This is a genomic window from Microvirga sp. 2TAF3 (genome assembly GCF_052114965.1).
Taxonomy (GTDB): Bacteria; Pseudomonadota; Alphaproteobacteria; order Rhizobiales; family Beijerinckiaceae; genus Microvirga.
The window spans coordinates 79,425-93,607 of sequence record NZ_JBFRFT010000009.1 but is presented as its reverse complement, the minus strand read 5'-3'; the positions used below and the strand labels follow the sequence as shown (position 1 = coordinate 93,607).

The 14,183-nt window shown below is 64.0% G+C and carries 12 protein-coding genes; 6 read left to right on the top strand and 6 right to left on the bottom strand.

Annotated features, from left to right (window positions below; all coding sequences use genetic code 11):
- Positions 1 to 185: 185 nt before the first annotated feature.
- Both AB4Y97_RS11195 and AB4Y97_RS11190 read right to left on the bottom strand, forming a co-directional pair.
- Positions 186 to 1,082 (bottom strand): methylated-DNA--[protein]-cysteine S-methyltransferase, encoded by an 897-nt coding sequence (locus AB4Y97_RS11195; RefSeq protein WP_441999127.1) that lies wholly within the window; start codon positions 1,080 to 1,082, stop codon positions 186 to 188.
- Positions 1,083 to 1,934: 852 nt separating this feature from the next.
- Complete coding sequence (locus AB4Y97_RS11190) at positions 1,935 to 2,444, bottom strand: DUF2244 domain-containing protein (RefSeq protein ID WP_441999126.1); 510 nt, start codon at positions 2,442 to 2,444, stop codon at positions 1,935 to 1,937.
- Between the two features lie 20 nt (positions 2,445 to 2,464).
- Between AB4Y97_RS11190 and nth the strand changes: the two genes are divergently transcribed.
- Positions 2,465 to 3,184: an endonuclease III gene (gene nth, locus AB4Y97_RS11185; protein WP_441999125.1), complete on the top strand. Its 720-nt coding sequence runs from the start codon at positions 2,465 to 2,467 to the stop codon at positions 3,182 to 3,184.
- Positions 3,185 to 3,208: 24 nt separating this feature from the next.
- Here the strand turns inward: nth and AB4Y97_RS11180 are convergent, their stop codons facing one another.
- On the bottom strand, positions 3,209 to 4,006 hold the full coding sequence (locus AB4Y97_RS11180) for an undecaprenyl-diphosphate phosphatase (RefSeq protein ID WP_441999124.1): 798 nt from the start codon (positions 4,004 to 4,006) through the stop codon (positions 3,209 to 3,211).
- 176 nt (positions 4,007 to 4,182) lie between these two features.
- Here AB4Y97_RS11180 and AB4Y97_RS11175 point away from each other — a divergent pair, with 176 nt between their 5' ends.
- The 3 genes from AB4Y97_RS11175 to AB4Y97_RS11165 are packed head-to-tail and all read left to right on the top strand — an operon-like array spanning position 4,183 to position 6,886.
- Complete coding sequence (locus AB4Y97_RS11175; protein ID WP_441999123.1) at positions 4,183 to 4,875, top strand: glutathione S-transferase family protein; 693 nt, start codon at positions 4,183 to 4,185, stop codon at positions 4,873 to 4,875.
- The gene (gene queG, locus AB4Y97_RS11170) at positions 4,773 to 6,014 is read left to right on the top strand and encodes a tRNA epoxyqueuosine(34) reductase QueG (protein WP_441999200.1); all 1,242 of its coding nucleotides are present in this window, start codon (positions 4,773 to 4,775) and stop codon (positions 6,012 to 6,014) included. The genes AB4Y97_RS11175 and queG overlap by 103 nt, the downstream gene beginning before the upstream one ends.
- On the top strand, positions 6,011 to 6,886 hold the full coding sequence (locus tag AB4Y97_RS11165) for an SDR family oxidoreductase (protein ID WP_441999122.1): 876 nt from the start codon (positions 6,011 to 6,013) through the stop codon (positions 6,884 to 6,886). Before queG ends, AB4Y97_RS11165 begins: the two co-directional genes overlap by 4 nt.
- Here the strand turns inward: AB4Y97_RS11165 and AB4Y97_RS11160 are convergent.
- Entirely contained in the window at positions 6,874 to 7,830 is a 957-nt protein-coding gene (locus AB4Y97_RS11160; RefSeq protein WP_441999121.1) for a GNAT family N-acetyltransferase, read from the bottom strand. The two genes, AB4Y97_RS11165 and AB4Y97_RS11160, sit on opposite strands and share 13 nt — an antisense overlap.
- A gap of 182 nt (positions 7,831 to 8,012) precedes the next feature.
- Positions 8,013 to 9,557 (bottom strand): YifB family Mg chelatase-like AAA ATPase, encoded by a 1,545-nt coding sequence (locus AB4Y97_RS11155; RefSeq protein ID WP_441999120.1) that lies wholly within the window; start codon positions 9,555 to 9,557, stop codon positions 8,013 to 8,015.
- A gap of 293 nt (positions 9,558 to 9,850) precedes the next feature.
- On the opposite strand from AB4Y97_RS11155, the gene AB4Y97_RS11150 reads away from it, so the two are divergent.
- Complete coding sequence (locus tag AB4Y97_RS11150; RefSeq protein ID WP_441999119.1) at positions 9,851 to 10,963, top strand: PAS domain S-box protein; 1,113 nt, start codon at positions 9,851 to 9,853, stop codon at positions 10,961 to 10,963.
- Positions 10,960 to 11,412, top strand: coding sequence for a response regulator (locus tag AB4Y97_RS11145; RefSeq protein ID WP_441999118.1), 453 nt, complete (start codon positions 10,960 to 10,962; stop codon positions 11,410 to 11,412). Before AB4Y97_RS11150 ends, AB4Y97_RS11145 begins: the two co-directional genes overlap by 4 nt.
- Positions 11,413 to 11,431: 19 nt before the next feature.
- On the opposite strand, the gene mutS is transcribed toward AB4Y97_RS11145, so the two are convergent.
- The gene (gene mutS / locus AB4Y97_RS11140) at positions 11,432 to 14,158 is read right to left on the bottom strand and encodes a DNA mismatch repair protein MutS (protein ID WP_441999117.1); all 2,727 of its coding nucleotides are present in this window, start codon (positions 14,156 to 14,158) and stop codon (positions 11,432 to 11,434) included.
- Between the last annotated feature and the right edge of the window lie 25 nt (positions 14,159 to 14,183).

The window sequence follows — 14,183 nt, the reverse complement described above, 5'->3', positions numbered from 1 at the left end:
CCGCAAGTCGATGATGAGACCTTGTTCGTCTCAAATCTCGCGGCGGCAGCCCCTGCTTTTTCCTGCCATGAGCGGAAACGGCTGAAAAGGGGCTATTTTGCCAATGCGCATTTTCCGGCGAGGCCTGCGCCTCGCCGGAAAGAAAATAAGGCTGCCGGGGTGGCCTGGATGGGGATGATCGCCTGTCAGTGCGCCAGGGCGCCCGCCTCCCAGCCGAGGATCGCCTGCTTGCGGGTCAGGCCCCAATGATAGCCCGTCAGCGCCCCGGAGCGGCCCAGCACCCGGTGGCAGGGCACGACGAAGGAAACCGGATTTCTCCCCACCGCCGCGCCGACCGCCCGGCAGGCCTTGGGATTGCCGATATGGCGGGCGATGTCGGAATAGGTGGTGGCCCGGTCGCGCGGAATGCGCAGTAGGGTCTGCCAGACCCGGACCTCGAAATCGGTGCCGATCAGCACCACCCTCAAAGGCTGCTCCGCCTGCCACTGGCTCGGGTTGAAGATCCGGCGGGCGAGGGGCGCGGTGGCAGCCTGATCCTCGATATACTCCGCCTTGGGCCAGCGCCGTTTCAGGTCGGCGAGCGCCGCCTGACGGTCGCTGTCGTCCACGAATCCGAGGCCGGCGAGCCCCCGCTCCGTCGCGATCAGAACCGCCTCGCCGAACGGGGAGGGGTGAAAGCCGAAGCGCATGGTGAGCCCGGCGGCGCCGGATTTGTAGTCTCCCGGCGTCATGGCCTCGTGGGTCACGAACAAGTCATGCAGGCGGGCGGGGCCGGAGAGGCCGAGCTCATAGGTCGTGTCGAGGACGCTGGCCGAGGAGGACAGCAGCGCCTTGGCGTTGTCCAGGGTGATCGCCTGGAGAAAGGCCTTCGGCGACAGCCCGGCCCAGCGGCGGAAGAGATGGTGCACATGGGTGGTCGAAAGGCCCACATGCTCCGCGATCGCCTCGAGCGATGGCTGTTCGCGCCAGCGCTCGGAGATGAAGGCGATGATGCGGCGCACGCGCTCGTAATCCGAATGGGGCTCATCCGGGATCGCGAGGGCCGCCGGCTCGATGGTGATATCGCGCAATGTATCCAGCATGGGCGTGATCCTTGTTGCCCCTGATCTTAGTCGCCTTGGAGAGTGGAAACACCCGTTTCCTGTGGCGGCGCGGAGAGGGGCGATCTTTTTCTGGGGGCGGGCTCGCCCTGTCATTCCGGGACGGCCCATCGGGCCGGGCCCGGAACCCATAGCCACCGAGGCTTCAGGAAAAGGCGCAATGATAGCCGTCGCTTCTTATCCGGGTATGTCAGCGGGTATGGGTTCCGGGCGCGCGCTCCGCGCGTCCCGGAATGACGGCAATGGAGGGGGATGGACATCGACAAGAATGTTCTCATTTTGTTCTTGACAGTCGTCCTGAGCCTGGCTATCTCTCCTGTCGTCCCGACCCACCGAGGGGCGCGCTCGCGAGGCGTCGTGACTGTGGGGTCGGGCACGGTCCCGCGGCTGGGGGAAACGCAATCCCAGCCGGCGGGAGGCCCAGGCTGTGCCCGGGCTTCCGGTTGGTTTCAGGCCGCCCGCTACAAGATGCGGTGCCCGCCTGGGGCAGCCTGGAGGAGTTCGCGCCGCCTGTCCGCCTAAAGAAACCGTGCGCGGGATGCCGTTCCGGCTCTTGCTTTCATCACCAATCATCGAGCCGGACCGCACACCGCGCCACCCTCGACCACCTCCGGCCTGGGGCTTTTTCAGCCCCGGGCCCGCTTCCCCATGCCTTTTGCGAAACTCTTTCATTCCCAAAAATTCATTGTCGTGAGGTCGTTCGATGAACCGAGCCCAGCATTTCCCTGTCGAGCCCCAACTGTTGAGGCCGCGATATCATCCCTTGCTTGCCTTACCGTCCGCGGGCCGACACATCATCGTGCTCCGTGATGCCTGAAGAACGCCATGCCCGGGTCAATAACCCCGCTTCACCTCGGACAAGGCCCGGCCGAAGGCGTCGGCCAGGCTTTCCCGTTCAGGCGGGGAGAGGTCGCGGGCGACGATCACGTGCTGGCCCCGGGACGTGAGGGTCAGTTCCTGCAGGCCGAATTCGTCGTCGACCTCGCGGTCGAGGCGGGTCCAGAGGGGGTTGAACCGCCACTCCTGTACCTCGCCGCGATGGCTGACCTTCTGCAGCAGCAATCGGATTGGCGTCAGTTCCAGAATCTCGAAAGACTGGCCCTGCCGGTAATTGATGCGGAAGGCGAGATAGAGGCCGAGGAAGTCGAGGCCGAAGAAGCCGGCGATGGGCCAGAAACCCATCACGACGAAAGGCAGGCTTGCGATGATCGAAGTGACGCATAGGAGGATCATGACGATCCTGAAACCCTGCGGGCCGAGCGATCGGTGCGGCCGGATCACGGCCGAAAAGACCGGCCGGTCGTACCGCTCGCCATGCTCGAATGTCGCTTTCCCGCTGACCATCCCGGAATTATAACGCAACCATGTCCGATCTGAAGCCGTCATCCCGCCGCAAGGCGACGAAAGCAGCCGCGCCATCCGCGAAGCCGGTCCGCCAGCCGAAGCCCGTCGACAAGGCGACGGTGGCCGAGATCTTCCGCCGGTTCGAGGCCGCCAATCCGCATCCGGAAGGCGAGCTCGAATACGTCAATCCTTATACGCTGCTCGTCGCGGTGCTGCTCTCCGCGCAATCCACCGATGTGGGGGTGAACAAGGCGACGCGGCAGCTCTTTGCCGTCGCCGACTCACCCCGGAAGATGCTCGCGCTCGGCGAGGAGGGCGTGCGCGAGCGCATCAAGACGCTGAACTATTTCAATACCAAGGCGAAGAACGTCATCGCCATGTCGAAGCGCCTCGTGGAGGATTTCGGCGGCGCGGTGCCGCGCACGATGGAAGACCTCGTGAGCTTGCCCGGCGTCGGGCAGAAGACCGCGAGCGTCGTCATGAACATCGCGTTCCGCATTCCGCATATCGCCGTCGATACGCATATCTTCCGCGTTTCCAACCGCATCCCGCTCGTCAACACGAAGACGCCGCTGGAGACGCAGGCTCCCCTGGAAAAGCTGGTGCCGGACGAGTTCAAGCTCCACGCCCATCACTGGCTGATCCTGCACGGGCGCTATGTCTGCAAGGCGCGCGTGCCGGAATGCCCGCGCTGCCTCATCAACGATCTCTGCCGCTACCCGGCCAAGACCACCGGGTAGGGGCTGCCGACAGGGCCTTTCGCCTCAACCGAAGACGATCAGCCCGGCAAGTCCGGCCGCGCCGACCACGATCCGCCACCAGGCGAAGGGGGCGAAGCCGTGGCGCGAGATGTAGTCGAGGAAAGTCTTCACCACGAGGAGCGCCGACACGAAGGCCGCGATGAAGCCGACCACGATGAGCGAGGCGTCGTTCGCGGAAAGAATCTTGTAGTTCTTGAGGAGATCGTAGGCGAAGGCGCCCGCCATGGTCGGCATGGCGAGGTAGAAGGAGAACTCCGCCGCCGCGCGCTTGTCCGCGCCGAGCACCATGGCGCCGACGATGGTCGCCCCCGAGCGCGACACGCCCGGCACCATGGCGAGGCACTGCAGGAAGCCGATCTTGAGATACATCGGCAGGGGAAATTTGGTGGCGTCCTTGTAGGTCGGCCTGAGCGGCATGGCATCTATCATGAGAAGCACGAAGCCGCCCGCGATCAGCGTCATGCAGACGATCCAGGGATTGAAGAGGACATCCTTGATGAAGCCGTGCAAAGCGGCGCCGATGACAGCCGCGGGCAGGAAGGCGAGGAGGATTCCGATGACGAAGCGGCGCGCATCCGGGTCGTAGGGCAAGGCCTTCGCGATGCCCAGGAGGCGGCTGAAATAGACCGAGAGGATCGCGAGGATCGCGCCGAGCTGGATCAGGACCTCAAAGGTCTTGCCCGTCGATTCGAAGCCGAGAAAATGGCCGACCAGTAGAAGATGGCCCGTGGAGGAGACCGGCAGGAATTCGGTCAAGCCTTCGATGAGGCCCAAGAAAAGCGCCTCGATGATTTGCGACATCGTTGAAAATCCTAAAATCGGCGCCAGATGGAGGAGCGCCTCCGGGCCTGTCAAGGAAGGCTTGCGCCTCGGGCAATTCTTTCCTGCGTCGGAGACATGGATTCACCAAAATTCCTTACCGAGCCTTAACGAAGCCCGGCCTTATTCTCGCCGCCTGTTTCGCATCAGACACTTTCATGGCCATCCTCCATTACCATCCTTTTTGCCCGCACTCGCGGTTCGTACGCCTGATCCTGGCCGAATTGGGCCTCGAACCGGACATGGTCGAGGAAAAACCGTGGGAGCGGCGCGTCCCGCTCCTGGAAATCAACCCGGCGGGCAACCTGCCGCTCCTCGTCGATGATGACGGGCTTGCGGTGCCGGGGGGAGGAGTCATTGCGGAGTATCTCGACGATACTCGGGGGGAGGGCTTGAGAGACCGCAGGTTCCTGCCCCAGGGAGCCGTGCAGAAGGTCGAGGTCCGCCGTCTTCTCGACTGGTTCCTGGTTAAATTTCACGCCGAGGTCTCTGACTATCTCGCCACGGAAAAGATCTATAAGCGCTTCATGCCGCAGGAATTGGGCGGCGGCTCGCCGGATATGGGCGCGATTCGCGCGGCGCGGACCAATGTGCGATACCATCTGAAATATATCGGCTATCTGATTGCGACACGGAATTGGCTCGCGGGCGACCAGTTGACCTATGCGGATCTGGCGGCGGCGGCCCATCTCTCGATTGTGGATTATCTCGGCGACGTGCCATGGGACGAGGACGAAACAGCGAAGCATTGGTACGCCAGGATCAAGTCCCGGCCGTCCTTTCGCGCGCTCCTGGCGGACCGGGTGCCGGGCATGCCCCCGTCCGAGCATTACGACAACCTCGATTTCTAGAAGGCGAGGCGCTCAAGCGCGCCTTCGTCACTCGGGCGAAGGCGCTCGGCTTCGAGACTGTGCGGATTGCCGGTCCCGATGTGATCCCGCTCGCGCCCGAGCGCCTCAAGGCCTGGCTGGCCGCAGGCCATCACGGCTCGATGGAGTGGATGGCCGAGACGGCGGAACGCCGCTCTGATCCTCAGGCTCTCTGGCCGGAGGTGCGCAGCGTCGTCCTGCTCGGCCTCAATTACGGGCCTGCCGGCGATCCTCTGGCCGCTCTCGCCCACAAGGATTGCGGATCGATCTCGGTCTATGCCCGCAACCGCGATTACCACGACGTTATCAAGGGCAAGCTGAAGGAAGCCGCGGGCGTGCTGGCCGCCAGGGGCGGATCGGACGTGAAGGTCTTCGTCGATACGGCGCCGGTGATGGAGAAACCCCTGGCCGAGGCCGCCGGGCTCGGCTGGCAGGGCAAGCACACCGTTATCGTCTCACGTGAGTTCGGCAGCTGGCTCTTTCTCGGCGCGATCTTCACCACGGCGGAACTGCCCGCCGACGCGCCGGAGCACGACCATTGCGGCTCCTGCCGCCGCTGCCTCGACATCTGCCCGACCAACGCCTTTCCGGCGCCCTATCAGCTCGATGCCCGCCGCTGCATTTCCTATCTCACCATCGAGCACAAGGGCCATATCCCCGAGGACCTGCGCCCCGGCATCGGCAACCGGATCTTCGGCTGCGACGATTGCCTTGCGGTCTGCCCCTGGAACAAGTTCGCGCAGCAAGCGAAGGAAGCGCGGTTGGTCCAGCGGGACGATCTCGCGGCGCTGCCCCTGGCGGAGCTCGCCCGGCTCGACGATCCCGCCTTCCGCACGCGGTTCGCTGGCACGCCGATCAAACGCACCGGCCGCGACCGCTTCATCCGCAACGTCCTGATCGCCATCGGTAATTCCGGGGAGGCGAGGTTGGCAGAGGAAGCCGTGCGCCTGCTCGACGATGCCTCGTCCCTCGTCCGCGCCATGGCGGTGTGGGCCGTGTCGCGTTTGCTCCCTGCCGATGAGGTTCGCCGTCATGCTGCCGGGCGGCGGGAGAGAGAACAGGATGAAAATGTGCGTGCGGAATGGGGTCGGGCATTATCGTCCCCCGAGATTGCGGCATGAGGCTCTTCGTCTTCGGGCTCGGCTATACGGCGCAGGCCTTCATCCGGGGCGGGATCGCATGGTCAAGGGTTGCGGGAACGGTCCGCCACCCGGACAAGGCCGAGCGCCTCGCCGATGAAGGGATCGCGGCCCACTCCCTCGACGGGTCGGAGATGCCGGTCCTGGCCGAGGAGATCCACCGGGCGGATGCTGTGCTGGTCTCCGCACCGCCGTCCGAGGAGGGGGATCCGTCTCTCGCGCGTTTCGGCAGCCTCGTCGCATCGGCCCCGAACCTCGCCTGGATCGGCTATCTGTCGACGACGGGAATCTATGGCGATCGCGGCGGGGCCTGGATCGACGAGACGACGCCGCCAGCCCCGCAAAGCCGTCACTCGGAGCTGCGCCTCGCTGCCGAGCGGGCGTGGCTGGAACTGGGCCGGACGACCGGCAAAGCCGTCCAGGTCTTCCGCCTCACCGGCATCTATGGCCCGAGACGGAATGCGCTGGTGAGCCTCGCCCGCTGCACGGCCCAGCGCATCGTCAAGCCGGGTCAGGTGTTCAACCGGATCCATGTGGAGGATATTGCCGCCGTGCTGGCCGCTTCCCTGCAACGTCCCCGGCCCGGCGGGATCTACAACGTGGCCGACGACGAGCCGGCTGCGCCCCAGGACGTGACCACTTATGCGGCAGCCCTCGCCGGCATCGCGCCCCCTCCGGAAATCGCTTTCGAAGCGGCGGATCTGAGCCCCATGGGCCGCAGCTTTTATTCCGAAAACAAGCGGGTCGCGAATCGCCTTATCAAGCAGGAACTGGGTGTCCGCCTGCTTTATCCGACCTATCGGGAGGGCTTGAAAGCCCTCCACGCCGCCGGGGAATACGATCAGGCGGAGTGACGGTTCGCAGATTGGCCGAAATGGTCGATATAGCGCGGGCTGATGGCCGAAACCGGCAGGACGACGAGGACGTCCGTCGTGCCGAATTGATGGTCGATCACCGCGCCTTGGCCGAAGCTGGCGCCCAGGCGCAGATACCCCTTGATCATCGGCGGCAGGGCATGGAGCGCCGCTTTGGGGTCCACCGCCTCCTTGGGCAGGATATCCATGGCGGTGAAGCGCCCGGGCAGGGCGCTGGCCTGCCATTCGGGCGGTGCTGCCGCGTAATGGTGCAGGAAGCTCAAGGGCAGGGCGAGCGCATGGGGATCGGTGCCCTCAAGGCTGGCGCAGCCGATCATGACGTCGATGCGGTGATGGAGCACATAGGTCCAGATTCCGTGCCACAACAACTCGACGGTGCGCTTGTTGCGAAAGGGCTTGAGCACGCAGGAGCGGCCAAGCTCAAGGAAGCGCAGGCCCGGATGGGCCTTGATCAAGGGAGCGATGTCGTATTCGCTGGCGGTATAGAAGCCGGAATGACGATCCGCCACCTCCTGGCGCAGCAAGCGATAGGTGCCGACCACTTTTGGCTTTGCCACCCGAAAGGGCTTGGCCTTCACGTTATGGTCGAGAACGAGGAGGTGGTCGCAGAGGGCGTCGTAATCGTCTACGTCCCGGCGCGAAAGCAGGGAGACGCCATCCGGGGCCGCCGACATCTCCTCGTAGAAGACCTTGAAGCGCAGCTTCTGCGCCTGGCGGATTTCCTTGGTGGTCGTGGCGAGGCGCACCTCGAGCGAACCGATGCGGCCCAGGACCGGATCGAGGCTGCCGTGATCGCGCACGATCCTCGTCAGGTTGGGAAGGAATTTCGTCACACCTTTCGAAAGAAGACCTGGCGGAGGAGTGACAGGCACCGGAGGAGCGAAACGGGACGAAGCCGTTTCGTTCACGGATGAAGGCATCATCGAAACCTCGTTCGGTCGCATTCCACGTATTGGGCCGGAAGCGGGGCCGGCCGACTTGCGTTGTGACATAAAGCTCATTTCGAACGGTTTTGTGACAAGGAAGATCACGGGAGAAGAGAGACTTATCAAGTCTTCAGAAATAATTCTGTCATATTTCCCCAAGCCTCAATTCCCAACATTCATCAGGCCAATGCCGCCGTCGGGCGCCTGTCCGCATAGGCTCTGTAGGAGAGCGCCTCGGCTAAATGAATGCGGCGGACGCGCTCCTCTCCGTCCAGATCGGCGAGAGTGCGGGCCACCTTCAGGACCCGATGGAAGCCACGCGCCGAGAGACGCATGGTGTTTGCCGCATCGCGAATCAGCGCGGCCCCGTCCGAATCCGGCTGCGCGATGTCGTCGAGAACGGAAGGCGGGCAGGCGGCATTGGTGGTGATGCCGTCAAGCTTGAGGGCGGCATAGCGTCTGGTTTGCCTGTCCCGCGCTTGGGTAACCCGGGCTGCGGCCTCCGCCGATCCCTCCGCGGGAGGAGGCAGGATCAGGTCGGTTGCGGTCACCGCGGGCACATCGATGACGAGATCGATGCGGTCGAGGAGCGGGCCCGACAATCTCGCCTGATACTGGGCGATGCAGCGCTCGTTGGGCTGACGCCGGCAGACATAGCCGGGCTCCGTCGCCTGTCCGCACCGACAGGGATTCATCGCGGCGACGAGCTGGAACCGGGCCGGATAGGTGACGCGATGGTTGGCCCGGGCGATCAGGATCTCCCCGGCTTCCAGGGGCTGCCTCAGGGAGTCGAGCACCTGGGGCTGGAATTCCGGCAATTCGTCGAGAAAAAGAACGCCGTGATGCGCCAGCGAAGCCTCGCCGGGCCGGGCGTTCAAACCTCCGCCCACGAGGGCCGCCATGGAGGCCGAATGGTGAGGCGCCCTGAAAGGGCGGCGGTTCGACAGGGCTCCATCAGCCAGAAGCCCGGCCACTGACTGGATCATCGAGAGTTCCAGCAATTCACGCGGCGCGAGCGGCGGCAGAATCGAGGGCAGGCGCTGGGCCAGCATGGATTTTCCGGCCCCGGGCGGGCCGCACATCAAGAGATTGTGGGCCCCGGCTGCGGCAATCTCGAGAGTGCGCTTGGCGCTTTCCTGTCCCTTGATGTCCTTGAGGTCCGGCAAAGGGCCGGAGGCGGGCATGATGGCGGGTTCCGGCCGCGTCATGACCTGGCTGCCCTTGAAATGATTGGCGAGCTGGATCAGCGAGCCCGGCGCCAGAATGTCGATGTCGCTGCTTGCCCAGGCAGCTTCCGACCCGCAGGAAGCGGGGCAGATCAGGCCGTGCCGGCGTTCATAGGCTGCGATGGCGGCGGGCAGAACGCCGGCGACCGATGTGATCGAGCCATCCAGCGCCAGCTCTCCGAGGACGGTGAAACCGTTGAGGGCATCGGGCGGGATGGCTCCTATCGCCGCCATGACGCCGAGCGCGATGGGGAGGTCATAGTGGCTACCCTCTTTGGGAAGATCGGCCGGAGCGAGATTGACCGTGATGCGCTTGGCAGGCAGCGCGAGGCCCGAGGCGATCAGGGCCGAGCGAACCCGCTCGCGGGATTCGGCCACCGCCTTGTCCGGAAGGCCGACGACCATGAATGCAACGTTTCCGGGCGTGATCTGGACCTGCACATCGACCGTACGCGCTTCGATTCCTTCGAAGGCGACAGTGGAAACGCGCATAACCATAAGACTCGATCTCCGGCAAAGCCCAAGCTTAGCTTAGGGTGCGATAATGCGATAGAGTTACATATCCGGATGAGAGCGCTTTGTCACAGCGACGATAGCGTTCAGGAACCCTGATCCCCTTCGGGCGTTGGGTCGGATCGTATCAAGGGCTCGGGGCCGCCTTAGGGCCCATCCGAACAAGAACCATCGGGCTGGAGGACATCACGTCATGGAGGGGGGCTGTTCCATCTCGCCACGGCGAGGAGTCATGAGAGTCTCTCGAGGCTTCAAGTTGCGTTTTTTCAGAGACGACCATGCCGGCGATGCCCCATGCACTTGAAAGCAAGCCTAAAAGTGGGGTCGAACTCGACATTCCGTTCCGGGCAGCCTTTCAGTCGAGCCGGACGGCGATGCTGATGATCGATCCTCATCGGCAGGGAAATCCTATCGTCTTCGTCAACGACGCCTTCAGCCGCCTGACGGGTTATTCCCGGGAGGAAACGCTGGGTCGCAATTGCCGCTTTCTCCACGGCGCCGATACCGATCAAGCGACCGCCGGTGCGATCGATGCCGCCCTCCAAGTCGGGAACGGCATCGAGACGGAAATCCTCAACTACAGGAAGGATGGTTCTTCGTTCTGGAATTCTCTCGTCATCAGCCCTGTCGAGGACGACGATGGTGGTCTTCGTTACTTCCTCGCATCGCAACAGGATGTCAGTGCGAAGAAGCAGGCCGAGGCCGAGCTGAACAGGACGAAGCATAACCTGGAGGAGGAGGTCGAGCGTCGGACGAAGGATCTTCAATCCGCTCTCGATCAGAAGACGTCACTGCTTCATGAGGTCGATCACCGGGTCAAGAACAGCCTCCAGGTGATCTCGTCCATCGTTCTTTTGAAGGCGCGGCGCATCCAGAACCAGGAAGCACGACGCGTGCTCGGCGAGTTGTCGGAGCGTATCAGCGCCCTTTCGACCGTTCATCGGTTGCTCTATTCGGCAGGGGATGTCAGCCGCTTCGATCTGAGCGATTTCACCATCGAGCTGGTGTCGGAACTGGTCGCGTCTCTGCCGCCGGGCCAGGTCGAGCTCGACCTCAAGATCGCGCCCGTCGGCGTGCCGGCGGCGAGGGCCGCGTCGCTTGCGCTGCTCTTGAACGAGCTGATCGGCAATGCGGTCAAGCACGCGTTTCCCGATGGGCGGAAAGGAATATTGACGATCCAGATCGGGAAGATCGAGAACGGATTGCAGATTACCGTCGAGGACGATGGCGTCGGCCTCCACCATTCTCCCGCTCCCGAGGGAAGCTTCGGAAAGACCTTGATCGATATACTTGTCAGACAGTCGAGAGGTCAGTTGGTTTGGATCGATAAGGAGCCGGGCACGCGTGCTGTCATCGTCATGCCCATGGACGCAGAGGAGACGCAATTTTGAGCGTCGATAAGTCATTGCGCATCCTCATTGTCGAAGATGAAATTTTGATCGCGTTGGAATTGGAAAGCCTGTTGCAGGATATGGGGCATGACGTGGTCGGTGTTGCCGCCTCATCAGGGGAGGCGCTCGATCTGGGCCAGGATCTCAAGCCCGACCTTGCTTTCGTCGACATCCATCTCGCCGACGGGCCGACGGGTGTCGATGTGGCACGCCACCTTGCCTCCCAGCTCGACGTGACCGTGCTGTTCATGACCGCGAATGCCAAGCGTATTCCGGAGGATTTCGCGGGCGCCCGCGGCGTCATCTCGAAGCCCTATACCGAACGGGGCGTCAGGGAAGCCCTGGCGTATGTTCTGGCGGAACAGGGCTGCGATTCCGAGCGGTCCCGGACAATGACGTTCGTCCCTTTCGGAAGGGCGAGCCGTGAGGACAGTTCGTCGGCATCCTGACTTGGCCCGGCGGCGTCGCCTAAAGATGCGTCTTCAGGCGATAGAGCGCATCCAAAGCCTCACGGGGCGTCATCTGGTCGGGATCGATGGCTTCGAGGGCCGCCCGCAAGAGATCGGGCATAGCCTTCGCGACGGGTTCGGCGCGGACCGGAACGGCAAAGAGCGGAAGATCATCCACCAGCGCGCGCTTCGGGCTTTCCCTGTCGGAGCGTTCGAGCTCGCTCAGGATCGTTTTCGCCCGGTCGACCACGGCAAGAGGCAGACCTGCAAGACGCGCCACCTGCAACCCGTAGGACCTGTCTGCCGCACCGGGCACGACCTCGTGCAGGAACACGACCTCGCCATGCCATTCCGTCACTTTCAGAGTCGCATTGGCGATGCGCGGCAGTCTTTCGGCGAGGGCCGTCAGCTCATGGAAATGTGTGGCGAAAAGTGCGCGGCAGCGGTTGGCCTCATGCAAATGCTCGATGGCGGCCCAGGCGATGGACAAGCCATCGAAGGTGGCGGTGCCACGCCCGATCTCGTCGAGGATGACGAGGGAGCGCGCGGTGGCCTGATTGAGAATCGCGGCCGTCTCGACCATCTCGACCATGAAGGTCGAGCGTCCCCGCGCCAGATCGTCGGCAGCGCCGACCCTGGAGAAGAGGCGATCGACAATGCCGATATGAGCCTCCTTCGCGGGCACGAAAGAGCCCATTTGCGCCAATACGACGATGAGGGCGTTCTGGCGCAGATAGGTGGATTTACCACCCATGTTCGGGCCGGTGATCAGGAGGATGTGGCCGGCATCCTTGCCCGACAGGTCGGAATTGTTGGCGATGAAGGCTTCGCCCTCGCGCTTGAGGGCAGCCTCGACGACCGGATGGCGCCCGCCCTTGATGCGGAAGGCGAGGCTCGTATCGATCAGGGGCCTTGTCCAATCGAGCCGCACCGCAAGTTCTGCGAGTGCCGCCGTCACGTCCACCACCGCGATAGCCTCTGCCGCGGAGGCGATTTCCGCCGACAGATCGACCAGTTCCTGCGCCATCGCCTCGAAGAGCCCAAGTTCGATCCGCAGCGCGCGGTCGGAGGCGGAGGCGATCTTGGATTCCAGTTCGCCGAGTTCGACCGTGGAAAAACGCATGGCGCCCGCCATGGTCTGGCGGTGGACGAAGGTCTCCTTCCAAGGCTCTTTCAGCAGGTCCTCGCCCACATTCTGCGGCACTTCCACGAAGTAGCCGATCATGTGGTTATGCTTCACGCGCAGGGTCCGGCAGCCGGTCTCGGTCGCATAGCGCGCCTGTAGCGCCGCGATGAAGCGGCGGGAATCCTGTTGCAGTTCCCGAAGCTCGTCGAGATTCTGGTCATAGCTTGCCCGGACGAACCCGCCGTCGCGCTTGAGCAGGGGCAATTCGTCGGCCAGAGCCGCCGCGAGCTTGTCGGCAATCTCCGTGCGCAGGGATTGAAGCCTGTGCGCTGCGTCGGACAATTCTCTCGGCAAATTGGGCGCGATGGCGAGCTCGAGGCCGAGGTCCCGCGCGGCAAAGAGGCCGTCTCGGACGCAGGCCAGATCCCGCGGTCCGCCGCGCCCGAGGCCCAGCCGGGACAAGGCCCGGGCGAGATCCGGAGAGCGCTTGAGGATGCGCCGGAGGCGCTCGCGCAGGTCTGCGTTCTCGACCAGAGCAGCCACCGCATCCTGCCGGTCGCGGATCATGTCCGGATGGGTGAGGGGGCCGGCAAGCCGTTCCCCTAAAAGTCGCGCACCGCCGGGCGTCACCGTGCAGTCGATGGTCGCGAGCAGACTTCCCGCGCGCTCGCCTGAGAGCGTCCGTGTGAGCTCGAGATTGGCCCGGGTCGCCGCATCGATCGCGAGCGCGGCCCCCACATTCTCGCGGGAGGGCGGGTTGAGGACCGGGCGGCTGCCGATCTGCGTCTTCTCGATATAGAACAGGGCACTGCCCGCCGCGGTGATCTCGGCACGGCTGAAGGAGCCGAAGGCATCGAGCGTGGCGACGCCGAAATAATCTTTCAGCCGCCGCTCCGCAGAGGCCGGGTCGAGCCCTTCGCGCGACAGCGGCGTGATGGCGGCCTTCGTCTCTCGCCAGAAGGCCGACAGCTCCGAATCGTCATGGATGACGTCCGGCACCAGGATCTCGCGCGGCTCGAAACGGGCGATCTCGGCGGCGAGACCGGAGCCGTCCGTCTCGCTCAAGACGAAATGTCCTGTGGAAATGTCCACCGCGGCGAGGCCGTAGCACCATTCCGTATCCGAGACCCGGCGCCTTGCGATGGCGAGGAAGAAGTTGGCGCGGCCCGGATCGAGAAGGCGGTCCTCCGTGATCGTGCCGGGCGTGACGAGCCGCACCACATCGCGGCGCACGACCGATTTGGCACCCCTTTTCTTCGCCTCCGCCGGATCCTCGGTCTGTTCGCAGACGGCCACCCGGTGGCCCAGGCCGATCAGGCGCTGCAGGTAGTCGTCGGCCCGGTCCACGGGCACGCCGCACATAGGGATATCCTGCCCCTGGTGCTTGCCACGCTTTGTCAAAACGATGCCGAGGGACCGGCTCGCGATCTCAGCATCCTCGAAGAAAAGCTCGTAGAAATCCCCCATCCGGTAGAACAGAAGGCTGTCCGGATTGGCCGCCTTGATCTCGATATACTGCGCCATCATGGGCGTGACGCGGCTGTCCTGCGCGGATTTCGATGCGGCAGGCATGTCCGGCTCGGCGCTCTCGGGGGATTGGTACTGGGCTTGGGATGACATCAGGCCCTTACTAGCAAAACCCGCT

What these genes read in the sequence shown, in the direction of transcription:
- AB4Y97_RS11195 (WP_441999127.1), bottom strand. Translation starts at nt 1,082, where the DNA reads ATGCTGGATACATTGCGCGATATCACCATCGAGCCGGCGGCCCTCGCG.
- AB4Y97_RS11190 (WP_441999126.1), bottom strand. Translation starts at nt 2,444, where the DNA reads ATGGTCAGCGGGAAAGCGACATTCGAGCATGGCGAGCGGTACGACCGG.
- nth (WP_441999125.1), top strand. Translation starts at nt 2,465, where the DNA reads ATGTCCGATCTGAAGCCGTCATCCCGCCGCAAGGCGACGAAAGCAGCC.
- AB4Y97_RS11180 (WP_441999124.1), bottom strand. Translation starts at nt 4,006, where the DNA reads ATGTCGCAAATCATCGAGGCGCTTTTCTTGGGCCTCATCGAAGGCTTG.
- AB4Y97_RS11175 (WP_441999123.1), top strand. Translation starts at nt 4,183, where the DNA reads ATGGCCATCCTCCATTACCATCCTTTTTGCCCGCACTCGCGGTTCGTA.
- AB4Y97_RS11165 (WP_441999122.1), top strand. Translation starts at nt 6,011, where the DNA reads ATGAGGCTCTTCGTCTTCGGGCTCGGCTATACGGCGCAGGCCTTCATC.
- AB4Y97_RS11160 (WP_441999121.1), bottom strand. Translation starts at nt 7,830, where the DNA reads ATGATGCCTTCATCCGTGAACGAAACGGCTTCGTCCCGTTTCGCTCCT.
- AB4Y97_RS11155 (WP_441999120.1), bottom strand. Translation starts at nt 9,557, where the DNA reads ATGGTTATGCGCGTTTCCACTGTCGCCTTCGAAGGAATCGAAGCGCGT.
- AB4Y97_RS11150 (WP_441999119.1), top strand. Translation starts at nt 9,851, where the DNA reads ATGCCGGCGATGCCCCATGCACTTGAAAGCAAGCCTAAAAGTGGGGTC.
- mutS (WP_441999117.1), bottom strand. Translation starts at nt 14,158, where the DNA reads ATGTCATCCCAAGCCCAGTACCAATCCCCCGAGAGCGCCGAGCCGGAC.